We start from the raw sequence: 17,727 nt of genomic DNA, 5'->3' as shown, positions 1-17,727 counted from the left end.
CGGGTACCAGGTCACCAACGTGGAGGCGTCGATGGCGTCGCCGTCCTCGCTGCTGCACTGGACCCGCCGCATGATCGAGATCCGCAAGCAGAACCTCGCCTTCGGCCTCGGCTCCTACCGGGAGCTGCCGTCGTCGAACCCGGCCGTGATCGCGTTCCTGCGCGAGTACGAGGACGACCTCGTGCTGTGCGTGAACAACTTCTCCCGGTTCGCGCAGCCGACGGAGCTGGACCTGAGCGCGTTCATCGGACGCCACCCGGTCGAGCTGTTCGGCGGGGTGCGTTTCCCGGCCATCGGTGAGCTGCCGTACCTGCTGACCCTCGCCGGGCACGGCTTCTACTGGTTCCGGCTGCGCAAGGACGCCGCGTAGGGCGTGGGCCCGACCCCGGGTGGGGCGGTTTCTCCCGCCCCACCCGGGGCACGCATCAGTAACACCCCGACCACCCCCGGGGAAAGGACGCGACGTATGTCGGAAGCCGTCACCCGAACCGTCACCAGCAGTCCCGGCCTCCTGGCGTCTCTGGATCCACTGCTGCGCGAGTGGCTGCCGCGGCAGCGCTGGTTCGCGGGAAAGGGACGTCCGGTCACCGGGTTCTCGCTGGTCGCCGTCACCGAGCTGCTGCCCACCGGCGGCAAGCTGGGCCTGTACCACCTGCTGGTGCGCGCGCACCAGCCGTCCACGCCGGGCGGCGAATCCCACCCCGGCGACTGCTACCAGTTGCTGATAGGCGCGCGCGAGGCGCTGCCGCCCCGGCTGGCGCCCGCGCTGATCGGACACGTGGAGGAGGGCCCGCTCGCCGGTCACACGGTGTACGAGGCCCTGTACGACCCCCGGCCCGCCGAGCTGCTCCTGGAGGCGATGCGCACCCAGGCCCGGATCGGCGGGCTTCGCTTCGAGCGGGACCCGGCCCAGGAGATCCGCGGCGGGCTCGTGCCCCGCGTGATGACCGCCGAGCAGTCGAACTCGTCCGTCGTCTATGGAGATACGTTTATTCTCAAGCTGCTGCGCCGCATCGTGCCCGGCGTCAACCCCGATCTGGAGCTGCCGCTGGCGCTGGCCCGCGAGGGCTGCCCGCGGGTGCCGGCGCCGGTGGCGTGGCTGCGGGCCGAGCTGGGCGGTGAGCCGTACGTCCTCGGTGTGCTGCAGCCCTTCCTGCAGGGCGCGGCGGACGGCTGGGAGCTGGCGCTGCGCGAGCTGGCCAAGGGCGAGGACTTCGGCGCCGAGGCGCGCGCCCTCGGGCGCGCCACCGCCGAGGTGCACACGGCGCTGGCCCGCGCCCTGCCGACCGTCACCCTGGCCCACCACCAGGTGCAGTCGATGGCCGACGGGATGATGGAGCGCCTGGACACGGCCGCACAGGCGGTGCCCGCGCTGCGGCCGTACGCGCCCGGGCTGCGCACGGCGTTCACGGCACTGGCCGACCTGGCCGCCGAGGGGCACACCTGGACCGCGCAGCGCGTCCACGGCGACCTGCACCTCGGGCAGTGCCTGCGCTCGCCGGCCGGCCAGTGGTGGCTGATCGACTTCGAGGGGGAACCGTCGAAGCCGCTGTCCGAGCGGCGGCTGCCGCAGCCGCCGGTGCGGGACATCGCGGGCATGCTGCGCTCCTTCGACTACGCGGCGCTCTCGGCGGACCCGCCCGCGCCGGAGTGGGCCGAGACGTGCCGGGCCGCCTACTGCTCCGGATACGCGGAGGTCAGCGGCCGCGATCCGCGCACCGACCCGGTGCTGCTGCGGGCCCACGAGACGGACAAGGCCGTGTACGAGGTCCTCTACGAGGCCCGGCACCGTCCGGACTGGCTCCCCGTACCGATGGCGGCGATCGAGCGCTACGCCGCGTCCGACCTGATCTGACCGACCGACCTGACGTCGCCCAGGAGGCTCCGCCCGTGACCCCCCGCCCCCCGTCCAGCGGACCGGATCCGAAGCAGACGGCCGAGGAGACGGCCGCCGCGGAGACGAGCACCGCGAAGAGGACAGCCGAGAAGACCCCGGCCGGGAACAGCCCGGCCGGGAAGAGCACCGTACGCAAGACCGCCGAGAAGGCGGCGAAGAGCGTGAAGAAGGCCGCGGAGAAGGCGGTCGCTCCCGCCGGATCGGCGGGAGCGAAGACGGCGGCGAAGAAGACGGCGGTGAAGAAGACGGCGGCCAAGAAGGCCGTCGCCAAGAAGGCCGTGGCGAAGAAGGCGGTGACCAAGAAGGCCGCCGCGCAGACCGCCGCCGCGGCGACCACTCCCGCCAAGAAGACCGCCGCCCGGAAAACCGCTGCCGGGGAAACCGCTGCCAGGAAGACCGCGGTGAAGAAGACGGCGGTCAAGAGGACGGCCGCCGAGAAGACCGCTGCCGAGAAGACGGCCGTCAAGAAGGCCGTGGCGAAGAAGGCCGTCGCGAAGAAGACCGTGGCGAAGAAGACCGTGGCGAAGAAGGCCGTGGGCGGGCCGTCGGCCGGGGAGACCGCCGTCGTCGCGGCGGGCGCGGCCGAGAAGGCCGCCGCCCGGAAGACCACCGCCGCCGCGAAGAAGACCACCCCCAGGAAGAGCGCGCCCCGGAAGGCCGCCGAACCGGCGGCCCGGCCGGCCCCCGTGACGGCGCCGGCCCCGGTCGCCACGCAGGAGACCCCCGCTGAGCCCTCCGTCGAGACCCCAGTCGAGACCCCCGTCGAGGTCGCCGTCTCCCCCGCCGTCGGGGCCGCGGACCGCGAGCGGCTGCTCGACGGCTCGCACCACTCCCCGCACTCCGTGCTGGGCGCCCACCCGGTGCCCGGCGGGGTGGCCTTCCGCGCCTTCCGCCCGTACGCGCTGTCGGTCACCGTCGTCGCCGGGGAGCTGCGGGCGGAGCTGCACGACGACGGCGACGGCTTCTTCTCCGGCCTGCTGCCCCTGTCCGAGGTCCCGGTCTACCGGCTCCTGGTGGCGTACGAGGGCACGGTGCAGGACACCCCGGACGCCTACGGCTTCCTGCCCACGCTCGGCGATCTCGACCTGCACCTGATCGGCGAGGGACGCCACGAGGAGCTGTGGCAGGCCCTGGGTGCGCATCCCATGACCCACCAGGGCGTGGCCGGCACCCGCTTCGCGGTCTGGGCGCCGAACGCGCGCGGCGTGCGCGTGGCCGGCACCTTCAACTTCTGGGACGGCACGGGCCACGCGATGCGCGCGCTGGGCTCGTCCGGCGTCTGGGAGCTGTTCGTGCCCGGCATCGGCGAGGGCGAGCTGTACAAGTTCGAGATCACCCGGCCCGACGGATCGAAGACGCTGCGCGCCGACCCGCTGGCCCGCCGCACGGAGGTCCCGCCCGCCACCTCCTCGATCGTCACCGCCTCGCACCACGTCTGGCAGGACGCCGAGTGGCTGGAGCGCCGCACCGAACTCCCCGCGCACAAGGCACCCTTCTCCGTGTACGAGGTACACCTGCCGTCCTGGCGACCGGGGCTGACGTATCGTCAGCTGGCCGAGCAGCTGCCCAGGTACGTCAAGGACCTCGGCTTCACGCACGTCGAGCTGATGCCGGTCGCCGAGCATCCCTTCGGCGGCTCCTGGGGCTACCAGGTCACCGGCTTCTACGCGCCCACCGCCCGGCTGGGCACCCCCGACGACTTCAAGTACCTGGTGGACGCGCTGCACCAGGCCGGTGTCGGCGTCCTGATGGACTGGGTCCCGGCGCACTTCCCGCGGGACGCCTGGGCACTGGCCGAGTTCGACGGCCGCCCGCTGTACGAGCACCAGGACCCGCTGCGCGCCGCGCACCCCGACTGGGGCACCCTGGAGTTCGACTACGGGCGCAACGAGGTGCGCAACTTCCTGGTCGCCAACGCCGTTTACTGGTGCGAGGAGTTCCACATCGACGGCCTGCGGGTGGACGCGGTCGCCTCCATGCTCTACCTCGACTACTCGCGCGAGCCGGGCCAGTGGACGCCGAACGTGCACGGCGGGCGGGAGAACCTGGACGCGGTGGCGTTCCTGCAGGAGATGAACGCCACCGTGTACCGGCGGGTGCCGGGCGTGGTGACCGTCGCGGAGGAGTCGACGGCGTGGGACGGCGTCACACGGGCCACCCACCACAAGGGACCGGGCGGCTTCGGCGGGCTCGGTTTCGGCCTGAAGTGGAACATGGGCTGGATGCACGACTCGCTGGACTACATGAGCCACGACCCGGTCCACCGCAAGTACCACCACGACGAGATGACCTTCTCGATGGTGTACGCCTACAGCGAGAACTACGTCCTGCCCATCTCCCACGACGAGGTGGTCCACGGCAAGGGCTCGCTGGTGTCGAAGATGCCCGGCGACTGGTGGCAGCAGCGGGCCAACCTGCGCGCCTACCTCGGCTTCATGTGGTCCCACCCGGGCAAGCAACTCCTCTTCATGGGGCAGGAGTTCGCCCAGGGCGCCGAGTGGTCCGAGACGCACGGCCCCGACTGGTGGCTGCTCGACCCGGGCTACGGCGCCGAGGCCGACCACCGGGGCGTGCGCGACCTGGTCCGCGACCTCAACACCGTCTACCGGCACACGCCCGCCCTGTGGCAGCGCGACACCGAACCCGACGGCTTCCAGTGGATCGTCGGGGACGCGGCCGAGGACAACGTCTTCGCGTTCCTGAGGCTGGACGCCGACGGCAGCCCGCTGCTCGCGGTCTCCAACTTCGCCCCCGTCGTACGGACCGGGTACCGCCTCGGCGTACCCGACGACGTCCCCGCCTGGCACGAGGTCCTGAACACCGACGCGGCGAAGTACGGCGGCAGCGACGTCACCAACCCGGACATCGTCAAACCGGAGCCCCAGGGAGCGCACGGCCGCCCGGCCAGTGTCCGGCTGACGCTGCCGCCGCTGGCGACGGTCTGGCTGCGCCCGGCGTAGGCCGGTCCGGCGACCGCTGCCGTCCGGCACTCCTGCCGGACGGCAGCGGTCGTCGCGCCCACCGGTGTTCAGCCGGCGGCCAGCGCCTTCGGCAGCTTTCCGGTGTGCAGTACGCCCAGCCGCTGGGTGGCCCGGGTCAGCGCCACGTACAGGTCGCTCGTGCCGTACCGTCCGGGCTCGACCACCAGCACCGTGTCGAACTCCAGCCCCTTGGCCTGCCGCGGGTCCAGCAGGACGACCGAGCGAGTCAGATCGGGCTGCGCGCCCGCCGTCACCCCGTCCAGTCGTGCGGCCAGCTTGCGGTGCAGCTCGCGCGGGGCGATGACCGCCAGCCGGCCCTCGGCCGGGGTGAGTTCCCGTACCGCCTCGGCCACGGCGCCGGGCAGGTCGGCGGTGGCGCGGATCCAGGGCCGTACGCCCGTGGACCGCACGGAGCTCGGCGGCGTGAAGTCCGGGTCCTCGGCCCGTACGACGGCCGCCGCCAGTTCCATGATCTCGGCGGGGGTACGGTAGTTGACGCCCAGGCGGGTGTGCACCCAGCGGTCCTCGACGTAGGGCTCGAGGATCTTCGCCCAGGAGCCGACACCGGCCGCCTCCGCGGTCTGCGCCGGGTCGCCCACCAGGGTCATCGAGCGGGTGGGGCAGCGCCGCATCAGCATCCGCCACGCCATGGGCGACAGTTCCTGCGCCTCGTCGACGATGATGTGCCCGAACGCCCAGGTGCGGTCGGCCGCCGCGCGCTCGGCGGCGCTGCGGTGGTCGTCCTCCTCGTGCCGTTCGGCGAAGCGTTCGGCGTCGATGATGTCGTGCGCGGACAGCACCTCGCTGTCCTCGTCCTCCTTGTCGTCGAACTCGTAGGTGCGGGAGGCGTAGGAGACGTCGAGGACGCCCTGCGCGTAGGCGATCTGCGTCCGGCGCTCACGGTCCGCGCGCGCCCGGGCCGTGCGGTCGTCCTCGCCGAGGAGTTCGGCCGCCTCGTCCAGCAGCGGCACGTCCGCCACGGTCCACGCCCGGGTCACCGGGCGCCGGACGGCGGCCGCGTCCTCGTCGGGGAGGTAGCCGACGGGGTCGGCGAGGAAGTCCGCGACCAGCCGCTCGGGCGTCAGCCGCGGCCAGAGCTGGTCGATGGCGGCCCACACCTCGGGGTTCTCGGCGAGTTCGTCCCGGATCTGGGTGATGTCGCTCGGGTCGAGGAGGTTCGTGCCGTCGTAGGGGTCGGTGCCGATGCGCTCGGCGACCATGTCGGTGAGCGTGTTGAGGATGTGGCCCTCGAAGGTCTCACGGGCGACGTTGTGCGGCAGCCCGGCGGCGCGGGTGCGCTCCCGCGCCACGCGCACCAGGTCGTCGTCGAGCATCAGGATCTCGCGGTCGTGCTCGATCGCGATCACCGGTTCGGGCAGCGCCTGCCAGTCGCGGACGACCTCGGCGAGCACGTCCGCCATGGCGGCGCGCCCCTTGACCGCGGCCGCCTCGCGGGTGTCGGCGGCCGTCGCCTTCACGCCGGGGAACAACTCGCCCACCGTCGACAGCAGCACGCCGGTCTCGCCGAGGGAGGGCAGCACCTCGCCGATGTAGCCCAGGAAGGCCGGGTTCGGGCCGACGATGAGCACCGCGCGCTTGGCCAGCAGTTCCCGGTGCTCGTACAGGAGGTAGGCCGCGCGGTGCAGCGCGACCGCCGTCTTGCCGGTGCCGGGGCCGCCCTCGACGACCAGCACCCCGCGGTGCGGGGCGCGGATGATCCGGTCCTGCTCGGCCTGGATGGTCTGCACGATGTCGCCCATCCGGCCGGTGCGCGCGGAGTTGAGCGCGGCCAGCAGCACGGCGTCGCCGGACGGGTCCTCGTGGCCGGTGCGCGTCTCGTCGCCGAGGTCGAGGATCTCGTCGTGCAGGGCGGTCACCGTGCGGCCGCTGGTGGTGATGTGCCGGCGCCTGCGCAGGCCCATCGGGGTGTGGCCGGTGGCCAGGTAGAAGGGGCGGGCCACATCGGCCCGCCAGTCGATGAGGATCGGAGTGCGCTCGGCGTCGTCCGTGCGCAGGCCGACGCGGCCGATGTGGTGGCTGTCGCCCGAGGCGAGGTCGATGCGGCCGAAGCAGAGCGAGCCGTCGACCGCGTTCAGCGCGGCGAGCAGCCCGGAGCGCTCGGCGACCAGGATGTCCCGCTCGAGCCGGGCCTGCATGGGCGTGCTGCCCTGCGCGAGCGCGTCGGTGACGGCGGTCTCGGTGTCGCCGCGCAGGGCGTCGACGCGCGCGTACACGCCGTCGATGAATTCCTGTTCACGCCTCAATTCACCGTCATGAAAGTCGGTGTTTGACAATTCCGCTCCCGCCCGGATATACTCTGCTCACTGAACTTTTCGCGACCCGGATTCATGAAGTCGCGAATCATTGAATATACGCAAGAAAATCCCCCGAGCGCAATTGCTCGGGGGATTTTTCGTGGCGTCGTCCGGGCCGGTCACACCGGTCACAGCACGTCGGACAGCTCCTCCAGCAGCCGCCGCTTGGGCCGGGCGCCCACCATCGCCTTCACCGGCTCGCCGTCCCGGAAGACCATGAAGGTCGGCATCGACAGCACCTTGTACGCGTTCGTCGTCTCCGGACTGGTGTCCACGTCCAGCTGGACCACCTTCAGCCGCTCGCCCTCCTCGGCCGCGAGGGCGGTGAGCACCGGGCCCATCTGCCGGCACGGCGGGCACCAGTCGGCGGTGAACTCCACCAGCACCGGCATGTCCGCCCCGATCACCTCCGCCGCGAAGTCCGCGTCGGTCACCTCGGTCACTCCGGCCGCCCTGATCACAGTTCCGTCCCTCCCAGTTCGCACAATGGTGGTGGTTCGCCTTCGGCCATGGCCAGCCGCACGCCGATCTTCGCCCGCACGGCCTGCAGCTCCCCGATCAAGGCGTCGAGTTCGTCCAGCTTGCGCCGGTAGACCTCGATCGAGGCGGGACAGGTGTCACCCTCCGGGTGCCCCGCCCGCAGGCACTCCACGAAGGGCCGCGTCTCCTCCAGCTCGAACCCGAAGTCCTGCAGGGTCCTGATCTGCCGGAGCAGCCTGAGATCGCTCTCGTCGTACGTCCGGTACCCGTTGTCGCCGCGCCGCGCGGGCAGCAGCCCGCGCGACTCGTAGTACCGCAGCGTCCGCGTAGTGGTCCCGGCCCGTGCGGCCAGCTCGCCGATTCGCATGCGTTCGACGGTACGGCTTGACGCCGACGTCAAGGCAACCGTTCCCATGGGCCGAGAGGGAGCGAGCGGCGAGAACCGCGGACGCACCGCGGGAGCCCCGTGTGCTCGTCCCCGCTCCCCTGCTCCGTGATGGCAGGCACGGTCCGGTCCGATAAGGTCTGTCGCCAGCCAGTGGTGAACCGGCCCAGCAGGGCCTCGAGGAGTCCGTCGTGCATTGGACAGGCTGGGTCGTGCTGACCCTTGTTGTGATCATCGGCGGATGGATGCTGTTCGACGGCCTGCATGCCCTGGTCGGCGGGGATTTCGTCACCCCGAGCAGCGGAACACACGCAGGCCGGCTGGGACCATGGGCCAGCCTGCTGTCCGCAGTGGGCCTCGACCCGCGGTCGATGCCGGTCAAGGCGGTTTTCGTCGGATACGCCGGTGCCTACCTCGCTGCCGGCGTCGCATTCGCCGCACGGGTCCAAGGGGCGTGGTGGGCGGTACTTGTCCTTGCCGCACTCGGCCTGTGGTACTTGCCGTTCGGCACCGTGGCCAACCTCGCGGTCATCGTCCTCGTACTCGCGCCGGCACTGCGCGCACCAGCGTAAGGAACACACGGAGCCGGACGCGTCCGACCGCGCCTTCCTATGGTCGGGAGAAGCCGCCCGTGCTTCTCCCGGGCTTCTCCGTGTGACCGTCCAGGTCCTCGACGGCGGGGGCCGGATGGTGGCGTCGGGCCCAGCGCAGCGGACGGACGGGAGCGCGCCGGACCCGGGAGTGCCGGTGATGCGCTGCCGGTCAGACCGTAGTCGGACCTGTCCGGCTCACCGACGGGTTTGCCCCGACGGGTTTGCCCCGACGGGTTTGCCGCGGGGGTCCCGGCACCAGGCCGTCCCGCCGCCCGCGCCGTGTCACCGCCTGTGCGTCGCGGCCGGGGGGACCGTACTGTGCGCCGCGGCCGGGGGGACCGTACTGTGCGCCGCGGCCGGGTGGAGCGTCGGCGGTTCGCATCCCAGCCAGCACTGGGCCCTCGACCACATCGGCTCCTCGGCCCGCCGGAACCACGCCCGGGCCGCCTCGGGGCGTCCGGTGAGCAGCAGAAGCAGCGCCGCCATCGGTGCGCGGACCTCCTCGCCCTCCCCGCGCGCCCAGTCGATGTCGGTGGCGACGAGCCGGGCCTGCGGCCGCGGCCACGGACGGAGCGGGAAGCGCATGGTCCAAACGCGTTCGGCCGCGTCGCGGGCCGCCGCCGGCGGCATCTCCCGCTGCCGGCCGAGGGCCAGTGCGATGTCCTGGCCGTGGACCAGCAGGTCGAGCAGCGTCTCGTGCGGGGTGGTGCCCGGCGCCGTGCGGCGGGAGCCCACGGCGGAGCGCAGCGCGGCGACGATCTCGCCGACGGGCCGCCGTCCCTCGCGGACCGACACGTCGTGGATCATGCGGTGGGGGTCTCCGTGCGCGCGCAGCAGCTCACGCAGGACGTCCCGCCCGTGGCTGCGCGGCCCGACGGTCAGGTGCGCGGCTACGTCCCGCACCCGCCAGTCGCCGCACAGGGTGGGCGCCTCCCATTCCTCGGGGCTCAGTCCCTCCAGCAGATCGGCCAGGCTCGCCCGCTCCTGGTCGACGTAGCGCCAGAGCTCGTCCCTGTCCAGGACCGTGACCATGGGGATCACCACCTAGTCGACCGGCAAGCTTCGCTGACCAAAGTAGGCAGGGAACCCGGCCGACACCAAGATGCCGGAAAGGTCCTGGAAAAGTACGGAAGGGGTGTTGACGACGGGCGCGGAAAGTGCAAGCCCCCAGGTCGCGGCCGGATCCGGTACGGCCCTAGACCAGCACGCCCGCGGACTCCTCCACCTCCAGCAGTGAGGCGCTCTGCCGTTCCCGGTCGAAGGCGGCGCGGCCGCCGCGCAGGCCGAACAGGCGTTTGGTGAGGGCGATGTAGAGGACGGCGAGGATGTTGAGGACCAGGGTGGTGATCTTCAGCCAGCTGACGTGCCCGGTGAGTTCGTAGATCTCCAGCGGCAGGAAGGCGGAGGTGGCGACCACCGTCAGGTACTCCGCCCAGCGCTTTGCGTACCAGAGGCCGACCGCCTCGACGAGTTCGACCAGCGCGTAGGCCAGCAGCAGCCCGGCCAGCAGCAGGAGGGTGTCGTGCCGGTAGCCGAAGGCCTTCTGGATGGTGCCGACGACGGGCGAGTGGTCCAGGTCGTAGTGGAAGTGCCGGAAGACCGGCCGGAAGACGTCGAGGTACTCGTCGAAGAGCCGGCGCACCGCGTCCTGGCTGTTGCTGAACCTCCACACGGCCACCGCGACCAGCACGATGAACACGCCGCGCACCGCCCGTTCGATCGCCAGGAAACGCAGCACGAACAGGTCCCGCAGCACCTTGCCGCGCGGCACCAGCGGGGCGTCGGCGGCGGGCCCCGAGCCGTGCGGCTCGCCGAGCACGAAGTCGCCGCAGCGCAGGCAGCGCCACACCTCGCCGAGCGCGGTCTCGGCGTGCAGCCGCACCCGCAGGCGGGGGTCGTCCGGCGCGTAGGTGACGTGCCCCTTGCGCGCGCACGTCCGCCGGTCCCAGTCGATCGCCATCCCGCGTGCCTCCACAGATACGTGCCGCGCCGGTACATCGCCGGCGCGGCACGCTAGTGGACGAGGGTAAGAGATCGGTGAGGATCAGCGGCTCCCGCTGGACTCCCGCACCTTCTCGCTCCTCTTCTCGTCCTGATCCTCGTCGGACCCGGCCGTCCCCGCGGCCACGGCGGCCCCCTCGGCGCCGGCCGGCCCCGCGGCCTTCCGTCCGCGCGGCAGCAGCACCGCCACGAGGACCGTGCCGACGCCGAGGATCACCGCCCCGGTCAGGCTGGTGCGGGCGACCGCGTCGGCGAAGGCCGAGCCGACCGCGTCCGCCAGTTGCCGGGCGCCCTCGGCGAGCTGTCCGGCCTGGGCCTTCAGGCCGGCGGCCTGCTGCGGGTCGGTCGCCTGCTGGGCCTGCGCGGCGGCCTGCCTCGCCTTCTCGCCGAGGCCGCGGGCGACCGCGTACCCGGCGCCGACCGAGTCCTGCGCGGTGGCCAGGCCGGAGGCGGGCAGCCGGCTGCCGGCGGTGGCGTCGGCGAGGCGGTCCGAGTACGACGTCGCCAGCAGCGAACCGAGGATCGCGATGCCGAGCGAGCCGCCGAGCTCCAGGGAGGTGTCGTTCACCGCGCCGCCGACGCCGAGGTCGGACTCCGGGAACACCCCCATGATCGCGTCCGTGCAGGGCGAGAGCGCGAGCCCGATGGCCAGGCCCAGGACGACGAGGGGGACGACGAGATCGCCGTACGACGAACCGGCGTCGATCCGGGTGAGCAGCGCGAGGGCGGTCGTGCCGCCGACCATGCCCGCGGTGACCGTCCACTTCATGCCGACCCGCGGGGTGAGCAGGCCGGTCAGGCCCGCGCCGACGAAGACGGCGCCGGCGAGCGGCAGCATGCGCAGGCCGGTCTCCAGGGCGTCGTAGCCGAGGACGAACTGCAGGTACTGGGTGAGGTAGTAGAAGGCGCCGAAGACGGCCAGGAAGAACAGGGCCACGGCGAGGTTGGCGCCGGCGAAGGAGCGGTGCGCGAAGCGGCGTACGTCGATCAGCGGGCGCGGGTGGCGCAGCTCCCACAGCACGAAGGCCACCAGGCCGGCGCCCGCGACGGCCGCGGCCGTGACCGCCTTCACGCCCCAGCCGAAGTGCGGGCCCTCGATGATCATGTAGACCAGCGAGCCGATCCACAGCACGGACAGCAGGCCGCCGACATGGTCGATGCGCTCGTGGTGGGCGGCCCTGGACGGCGGCACGAGGACGAAGCACGCGAGCAGGGCGACGGCGGCCACGGGGACGTTGATCAGGAACGTCGAGGACCAGCCGTGGCGCTCCAGCAGCGCACCGGCGACGACCGGGCCGGCCGCGATCGCCAGGCCGGCGGTGGCGGTCCACGCGGTGATCGCCCTGGCCCGCTCGGCACGCGGGAAGGTCGCGGCGAGCAGGGAGAGCGTGGCGGGCATGATCAGCGCGGCGCCGGCTCCCATCACGGCGCGCGCCGCGATGACCGTCGCGGCGCTGTCGGCGAGGTAGCCGAAGACCGCACCGGCCCCGAACACCGTGAGCCCGGCGGCGAGCGCGCCGCGGCGGCTGTACTTGTCGCCGATCGCGCCGAGCAGCAGCATCAGCGCGGCGTACGGCACGGTGTAGCCGTCGATCACCCACTGCAGGTCGGCGCTGGACAGGCCCAGGTCCTGGGTCATGTCGGGCGCCGCGACGGTGAGGGCGGTGTTGGCCATCACGATGATCAGCAGGCTCAGGCAGAGCACCAGGAGCGCCCACCAGCGCCGGGCGTAGGGGCGGTCCATCCTTTCGACCGGTTCGGTCATGACGAGTCGCATGGGCGGGAGCGCCTTCCTCGGACGACAGGACTTCGGGAGTTCCGGACTTCGGGAGTGCAGGACTTCACTTCGGCAGGACTTGCACAGTCGCGTGCAGTTGCACAACGATGTGCAATGTACGTCGCCTGCACACCGCTGTGCAAATGAAGGGGGTGAAGCCATGGTGAAGCCCACACGGGGAAAGGGCCGGTCCGTCCGGGCGCGCCAGGCACAATGGCGGTCATGACCACGGGTAACACCAGCCGCGCCGACGCGAACCGCCGCCGCATCCTCGACGTCGCCCTCGCCGAGCTGCTGCGCGACCCCGACGCGTCCATGGACCAGATCGCGCGCGCGGCGGGCGTGGTACGACGGACCGTGTACGGGCACTTCCCGAGTCGTGAGGCGCTGGTCGACACCATCATCGACGGGGCCGTGGAGGCGGTGGCCGTCGCGCAGGAGGCCGCCCGCGCGGGGGTGCGCGACCCCGCCGAGGCCGTGGCGCGTTCGGTCCTCGCGATCTGGGAGATCGCCGACCGCTACCGGCTGCTCGTGGCCCTCGCCCAGCGCACGGTCACCGTGCGGAGCATCCGCGAGCGCCTCGCGCCCGTCCGGGAGAGCGCCGTGGAACTTCTCCAACAGGGTCTGGACGAAGGGGAGTTCAGCTCCCCGCTGCCCGCGCCGGCGCTCGCCTTCGTGCACGAGCAGATCCTGTTCGCGCTGATGGAGGCGGTGAACGAGGACCTGCTGGAATCGCCGAAGGCGGGCCGCTCCGCCGCGGTCACCGTACTGACCGCGGCGGGCGTGCCCGCCGGCGAGGCCACCGGACTGGTGGCGAAACTGAGCGGTTGACGCGAGGGATCGAGACGAGGGACCGGGCGGCTGAGCGACGGGGGGAACACCCAGCCGCCCGGAGTGCGGAAGACCTGGACGACAGGGGGCTACGCCCGGACGAGTTCCTTCTCGCTGCCCTGCTCGGGCACCTCGGGGCGCTCGGCCTGGTCCTCGTCGAGGAGTGTCGTCTCGTCGAAGGGCAGTTCGCCGGCGAGGACCCGCCGGACGCGGTCCTTGTCGATCTCCTTCGTCCAGGTGCCGATGAGGACGGTGGCGACGGAGTTGCCCGCGAAGTTCGTCAGGGCGCGGGCCTCGCTCATGAACCGGTCGATGCCGACGATCAGGCCGACGCCGTCCACCAGCGCGGGCTTGTGCGACTGCAGACCGCCGGCCAGGGTCGCCAGACCGGCGCCGCTGACGCCGGCCGCGCCCTTGGACGCCAGCAGCAGGAACAGCAGCAGCGGGATCTGCTCGCCGATGGACATCGGGGTGCCCAGGGCGTCGGCGATGTAGAGCGACGCCATGGTCATGTAGATCATCGTGCCGTCGAGGTTGAAGGAGTAGCCGGTCGGGACGGTGATGCCGACCACGGCCTTGCTGACGCCCAGGTGCTCCATCTTCGCGATGAGCCGCGGCAGCGCGGACTCGGAGGAGGAGGTGGACAGGATCAGCAGGAACTCCCGCGCCAGGTACTTGAACAGGGTGAGGATGTTCAGCCCGGCGAGCACCCGCAGCAGCACGCCGAGGACGAGGAAGACGAACAGCACGCAGGTGACGTAGAAGCCGAGCATCAGCACCGCGAGGCTCTTGAGGGCGTCGACGCCGGAGGAGCCGACGACCGCGGCTATGGCTCCGAAGGCGCCGACCGGGGCGGCCCACATCACCATGGCGAGGATGCGGAAGACCAGCCGCTGGATGTGCTCCACGCCGCGCAGCACCGGCCGGCCCGCCGGGCCCATGGCCTGCAGCGCGAACCCGGCGAGCAGCGCCACCAGCAGCGTCTGCAGCACCTGGCCCTCGGTGAACGCGGACACGAAGGTCACCGGGATGATCGACAGCACGAAGTCGACCGGCGGCAGCGCGTCGGCGGAGACCTGGTCGTGACCGGTCGCCTTGACCGCGTCGGTCAGGTGCAGCCCGTCACCGGGGTGCAGGACGTTGCCGACCAGCAGTCCGATGCTCAGCGCGACCAGCGACATCACCAGGAAGTAGCCGAGCGCGATGCCGCCGACGGCGCCGACCTTGGCGGCCTTGCGGACCGACCCGATGCCGAGCACGATCGTGCAGAAGATGATCGGCGAGATCATCATCTTGATCAGGTTCACGAAGCCGGTGCCGAGCGGCTTCAGTTCGACGCCCGCGTCGGGCCAGATGAGTCCCACGGCGATCCCGAGCGCCACCGCGGCGATGACCGCGATGTACAGGTAATGGGTGCGGTCCCGCTTGGCGGCGGGTGCGGCAGGTGCCGTATCGGGGGTGCTGGCGGCCACGGCTGCCCTCCTTGACGTCTTCGTCGGTCACACCGGCGTGCGGCTCACGTCCGGGGGTTGTGGGGGATTGCCGTGACTATCTCCCGGCCTGTGGGGCCGGTCACGCTTGCGTTCATTTAGTTCACGCCCGGCGTGCGGGGCACACTGGCGGCATGCGCCTTCCCGTCCCGAGACCCCGCAGCCTGGCGGGGCAGCTCTTCGCCATGCAGGCCGTGCTGATAGCGGTCGTCGTCGCCGGGTACGCGCTGTTCACCTACATCAGCGACCAGCGGCAGGCCGAGGAGGCGGCCGGCCGGCAGGCCATGGCGGTGACCCGTGCGGTGGCGGACTCCCCGTCGGTCCGGGCGGCGATCCGCACCTCCGACCCCAGCGCCCGCCTCCAGCCGTACGCGCTGCGGGTGATGCGCGACTCGGACGTCGACTTCGTCACGATCATGGACCCGCGCGGGATCCGCTGGACGCACCCCCGCGCGGACCAGATCGGCAAGCACTTCCGCGGCACCATCGACCGGGCGCTGAAGGGCGAGTCCTTCACCGAGACCTACACGGGCACGCTCGGTCCGTCGGTGCGGGCCGTCACCCCGGTCGTCGGCGACGACCACCGGATCGTCGGCCTGGTCAGCGCGGGCATCAAGGTGGACGCGATCAGCAAGCGGGCGCGGGGCCAGGTGTCGGCGCTGCTCGGCGTCGCGGCGGGAGCCCTCGCCCTCGGCGCGGTCGGCACCTACGTCGTCAACGCCCGGCTGCGCCGTCACACTCACGGCATGAACGCGACCGAGCTGAGCCGCATGCACGACTACCACCAGGCCGCCCTGCACGCGGTGCGTGAGGGGCTGCTGATGCTCGACGGGCAGTACCGGGTGGCGCTGATCAACGACGGCGGGCGGGAGTTGCTGGGGGTGGAGCCCGACGTGGTGGGCAGGTCGGTGGCCGAACTCGGGCTGCCGGCCCCGCTCACCGGGGCGCTGCTGGCCTCCGAACCCCGGGTGGACGAGGTGCACCTGACGTCCTCGCGGGTCCTGGTGGTCAACACCTCGCCGGTGTCGGGCGGAGAGCGCCGGGGCACCGTGGTCACCCTGCGGGACGTGACCGAACTACAGTCCCTGATGGGCGAGTTGGACTCCGAGCGGGGCTTCACACAGGCGCTGCGCTCGCAGGCGCACGAGGCCGCGAACCGGCTGCACACGGTGGTGTCGCTGATCGAGCTCGGCCGGGCGGACGAGGCGGTCGAGTTCGCGACGGCGGAGCTGGAACTCGCCCAGGCGCTCACCGACCAGGTGGTCGCGGCGGTCGGCGAACCGGTGCTCGCGGCGCTGTTGTTGGGCAAGACGGCGCAGGCGAACGAGCGGGGCGTGGAGCTGGTGGTGTCGCCGGAGAGCCGCCTGGACGACGGGCTGCTGCCGGAGAGCCTGCCGGCCCGGGACCTGGTGACCATCCTGGGCAACCTGGTCGACAACGCCGTGGACGCGGCGCAGGGCAGCCTGCGGGCCCGGGTGACGGTGACGGCGTACACGGACGGGGACGAACTGGTCCTGCGGGTGTCCGACACGGGCCGCGGGGTGGACCCGGACCACGCGGAGCTGGTGTTCCGGCGCGGGTTCTCCACCAAGCCGGCCGGACCCGGCGGGCGCGGCCTGGGGCTGGCACTCGTCCGGCAGGCCGTGCTCCGGCACGCGGGCACCCTGACCGTGGCGGACGCGGACGGGGGCGGGGCCGAGTTCGAGGTGCGGCTGCCGCTGAGCGAGCAGGGCGCCGTGGTCGCCGGGAGCGGCGCATGACGGGCGAGCGGCCCATCCGCGTCCTGGTGGTGGAGGACGACCCGGTGGCCGCCGACGCGCACGTCATGTACGTCGGCCGGGTGCCGGGCTTCGTGGCCGTCGGCAAGGCGCGCACGGGGGCTGAGGCGCGCCGCGTCCTGGACCGCACGCCCGTCGACCTGCTCCTGCTGGACCTGCACCTGCCCGACGTGCACGGCCTGCAGCTGGCCCGCTCGCTGCGGGCGGCCGGGCACCAGGCGGACGTCATAGCGGTGACGTCGGCGCGGGATCTGGCGGTGGTGCGGGAGGGGGTGTCGCTGGGCGTGGTGCAGTACGTGCTGAAGCCGTTCACCTTCGCGACCCTGCGGGACCGGCTGGTGCGGTACGCCGAGTTCCACGCGGCGGTGGGCGAGGCGAGCGGGCAGGACGAGGTCGACCGGGCGCTGGCCACGCTGCGCGCCCCCTCGCCGGCGGCCCTGCCGAAAGGCCTGAGCGCCCCGACGCTGGAACGCGTGACCGTGGCACTGCGCGACCACACCGAGGGACTGACGGCCGCCCAGGTGGCGGAGACGGTGGGCATCTCCCGGATCACCGCCCGCCGCTACCTGGAACACCTGGTGGACACGGGGAGGGCGGCACGGAACCCGCAGTACGGAACGGTGGGCCGACCAGAACTGCGCTACCGCTGGGTGAAATCACCGTAGCCGACCGCAACCGAAGCACATTCACAAGCCGCCCATGCCTCCCCGGCGGCCCGGCCCGGCACACACGGTCAGGGAGGGAGCGGCGGCTGAGGGGGCGGCGGGCGGCGGGGACCGCGAGACAGCGAGGCCGCAGGCCGCAGGCCGGAAGGCCGGAAGGCCGCCAGGCCGCAGGCCGCAGGCCGGAAGGCCGCCAGGCCGCAGGCCGCAGGCCGGAAGGCCGCCAGGCCGGAAAGCCGGAAAGCCGCCAGGCCGCAGGCCGGAAAGCCGCCAGGCCGCCAGGCCTCGGCTCGGCGGTCCGGTACATCCGGACGGCACGCTCACGCAACTCCAGCGGGTACTTCCTCGGTGCAGGCACCGTCTGGGCTCCTCTCCTGACACCCATCTGCCCCTCTGTCACCTCTTCCCGCATCTCGGGGGAACCTCAGGCCGCCAGGCCGGAAGGCCGCCAGGCCGGAAGGCCGCCAGGCCGGAAGGCCGCCAGGCCGGAAGGCCGCCAGGCCGGAAGGCCGCCAGGCCGGAAGGCCGCCAGGCCGG

At 72.4% G+C, this 17,727-nt stretch carries 14 protein-coding genes; 7 read left to right on the top strand and 7 right to left on the bottom strand.

All coding sequences use genetic code 11. The features are described from left to right. The 3 genes from AB0G63_RS37870 to glgB all read left to right on the top strand — a co-directional run. Positions 1-370, top strand: a 370-nt coding sequence (locus tag AB0G63_RS37870) for an alpha-glucosidase C-terminal domain-containing protein (RefSeq protein WP_360760042.1), incomplete at its 5' end; no start/stop codon positions are given. Between the two features lie 96 nt (positions 371-466). After that, positions 467-1,855 carry a maltokinase gene (locus AB0G63_RS37865; RefSeq protein ID WP_360760039.1) on the top strand — a complete coding sequence of 463 codons (1,389 nt, stop codon included), beginning with the start codon at positions 467-469 and terminating at the stop codon, positions 1,853-1,855. Positions 1,856-1,890: 35 nt separating this feature from the next. After that, positions 1,891-4,857 (top strand): 1,4-alpha-glucan branching enzyme, encoded by a 2,967-nt coding sequence (gene glgB, locus AB0G63_RS37860; RefSeq protein WP_360760036.1) that lies wholly within the window; start codon positions 1,891-1,893, stop codon positions 4,855-4,857. A 68-nt stretch (positions 4,858-4,925) separates the two neighbouring features. Here the strand turns inward: glgB and AB0G63_RS37855 are convergent, their stop codons facing one another. From AB0G63_RS37855 to AB0G63_RS37845, 3 genes are all read right to left on the bottom strand, one after another. Then, positions 4,926-7,142 carry a UvrD-helicase domain-containing protein gene (locus AB0G63_RS37855; protein ID WP_360760033.1) on the bottom strand — a complete coding sequence of 739 codons (2,217 nt, stop codon included), beginning with the start codon at positions 7,140-7,142 and terminating at the stop codon, positions 4,926-4,928. 179 nt (positions 7,143-7,321) lie between these two features. Next, complete coding sequence (locus AB0G63_RS37850; protein WP_360760030.1) at positions 7,322-7,636, bottom strand: thioredoxin domain-containing protein; 315 nt, start codon at positions 7,634-7,636, stop codon at positions 7,322-7,324. 14 nt (positions 7,637-7,650) lie between these two features. Next, a complete protein-coding gene (locus tag AB0G63_RS37845; RefSeq protein WP_324784754.1) occupies positions 7,651-8,040 on the bottom strand; it encodes a MerR family transcriptional regulator in 390 nt (129 codons plus the stop codon). A 209-nt stretch (positions 8,041-8,249) separates the two neighbouring features. On the opposite strand from AB0G63_RS37845, the gene AB0G63_RS37840 reads away from it, so the two are divergent. Continuing rightward, on the top strand, positions 8,250-8,630 hold the full coding sequence (locus AB0G63_RS37840; RefSeq protein ID WP_360760027.1) for a hypothetical protein: 381 nt from the start codon (positions 8,250-8,252) through the stop codon (positions 8,628-8,630). Between the two features lie 303 nt (positions 8,631-8,933). On the opposite strand, the gene AB0G63_RS37835 is transcribed toward AB0G63_RS37840, so the two are convergent. The 3 genes from AB0G63_RS37835 to AB0G63_RS37825 all read right to left on the bottom strand — a co-directional run bounded on the left by AB0G63_RS37835 (position 8,934) and on the right by AB0G63_RS37825 (position 12,429). After that, on the bottom strand, positions 8,934-9,683 hold the full coding sequence (locus AB0G63_RS37835; protein ID WP_360760024.1) for a maleylpyruvate isomerase family mycothiol-dependent enzyme: 750 nt from the start codon (positions 9,681-9,683) through the stop codon (positions 8,934-8,936). A 163-nt stretch (positions 9,684-9,846) separates the two neighbouring features. Next, positions 9,847-10,611: a DUF2127 domain-containing protein gene (locus tag AB0G63_RS37830; protein ID WP_360760021.1), complete on the bottom strand. Its 765-nt coding sequence runs from the start codon at positions 10,609-10,611 to the stop codon at positions 9,847-9,849. 84 nt (positions 10,612-10,695) lie between these two features. Then, positions 10,696-12,429, bottom strand: coding sequence for an MFS transporter (locus AB0G63_RS37825; protein WP_360760019.1), 1,734 nt, complete (start codon positions 12,427-12,429; stop codon positions 10,696-10,698). Positions 12,430-12,642: 213 nt separating this feature from the next. On the opposite strand from AB0G63_RS37825, the gene AB0G63_RS37820 reads away from it, so the two are divergent. Further along, positions 12,643-13,260 carry a TetR/AcrR family transcriptional regulator gene (locus AB0G63_RS37820; protein ID WP_360760016.1) on the top strand — a complete coding sequence of 206 codons (618 nt, stop codon included), beginning with the start codon at positions 12,643-12,645 and terminating at the stop codon, positions 13,258-13,260. Positions 13,261-13,349: 89 nt separating this feature from the next. Here AB0G63_RS37820 and AB0G63_RS37815 read toward each other — a convergent pair whose 3' ends face one another. Further along, positions 13,350-14,732 (bottom strand): cation:dicarboxylase symporter family transporter, encoded by a 1,383-nt coding sequence (locus AB0G63_RS37815; RefSeq protein ID WP_360760013.1) that lies wholly within the window; start codon positions 14,730-14,732, stop codon positions 13,350-13,352. 152 nt (positions 14,733-14,884) lie between these two features. Between AB0G63_RS37815 and AB0G63_RS37810 the strand changes: the two genes are divergently transcribed. Both AB0G63_RS37810 and AB0G63_RS37805 read left to right on the top strand, forming a co-directional pair. Then, on the top strand, positions 14,885-16,510 hold the full coding sequence (locus tag AB0G63_RS37810; RefSeq protein WP_360760011.1) for a sensor histidine kinase: 1,626 nt from the start codon (positions 14,885-14,887) through the stop codon (positions 16,508-16,510). After that, positions 16,507-17,193, top strand: a complete 687-nt coding sequence (locus AB0G63_RS37805) for a response regulator (protein WP_360760008.1) — start codon at positions 16,507-16,509, stop codon at positions 17,191-17,193. Before AB0G63_RS37810 ends, AB0G63_RS37805 begins: the two co-directional genes overlap by 4 nt. Positions 17,194-17,727 lie beyond the last annotated feature (534 nt).

This window comes from Streptomyces sp. NPDC020996, from assembly GCF_040641355.1.
GTDB lineage: Bacteria > Actinomycetota > Actinomycetes > Streptomycetales > Streptomycetaceae > Streptomyces.
This window is presented reverse-complemented; position numbering and strand designations above follow the sequence as displayed.

Bases quoted from the DNA above. Each gene is read 5' to 3' on its own strand.
- AB0G63_RS37865 (WP_360760039.1), top strand. From the start codon at position 467: ATGTCGGAAGCCGTCACCCGAACCGTCACCAGCAGTCCCGGCCTCCTG.
- AB0G63_RS37845 (WP_324784754.1), bottom strand. From the start codon at position 8,040: ATGCGAATCGGCGAGCTGGCCGCACGGGCCGGGACCACTACGCGGACG.
- AB0G63_RS37835 (WP_360760024.1), bottom strand. From the start codon at position 9,683: ATGGTCACGGTCCTGGACAGGGACGAGCTCTGGCGCTACGTCGACCAG.
- AB0G63_RS37830 (WP_360760021.1), bottom strand. From the start codon at position 10,611: ATGGCGATCGACTGGGACCGGCGGACGTGCGCGCGCAAGGGGCACGTC.
- AB0G63_RS37825 (WP_360760019.1), bottom strand. From the start codon at position 12,429: ATGCGACTCGTCATGACCGAACCGGTCGAAAGGATGGACCGCCCCTAC.
- AB0G63_RS37820 (WP_360760016.1), top strand. From the start codon at position 12,643: ATGGCGGTCATGACCACGGGTAACACCAGCCGCGCCGACGCGAACCGC.
- AB0G63_RS37810 (WP_360760011.1), top strand. From the start codon at position 14,885: ATGCGCCTTCCCGTCCCGAGACCCCGCAGCCTGGCGGGGCAGCTCTTC.
- AB0G63_RS37805 (WP_360760008.1), top strand. From the start codon at position 16,507: ATGACGGGCGAGCGGCCCATCCGCGTCCTGGTGGTGGAGGACGACCCG.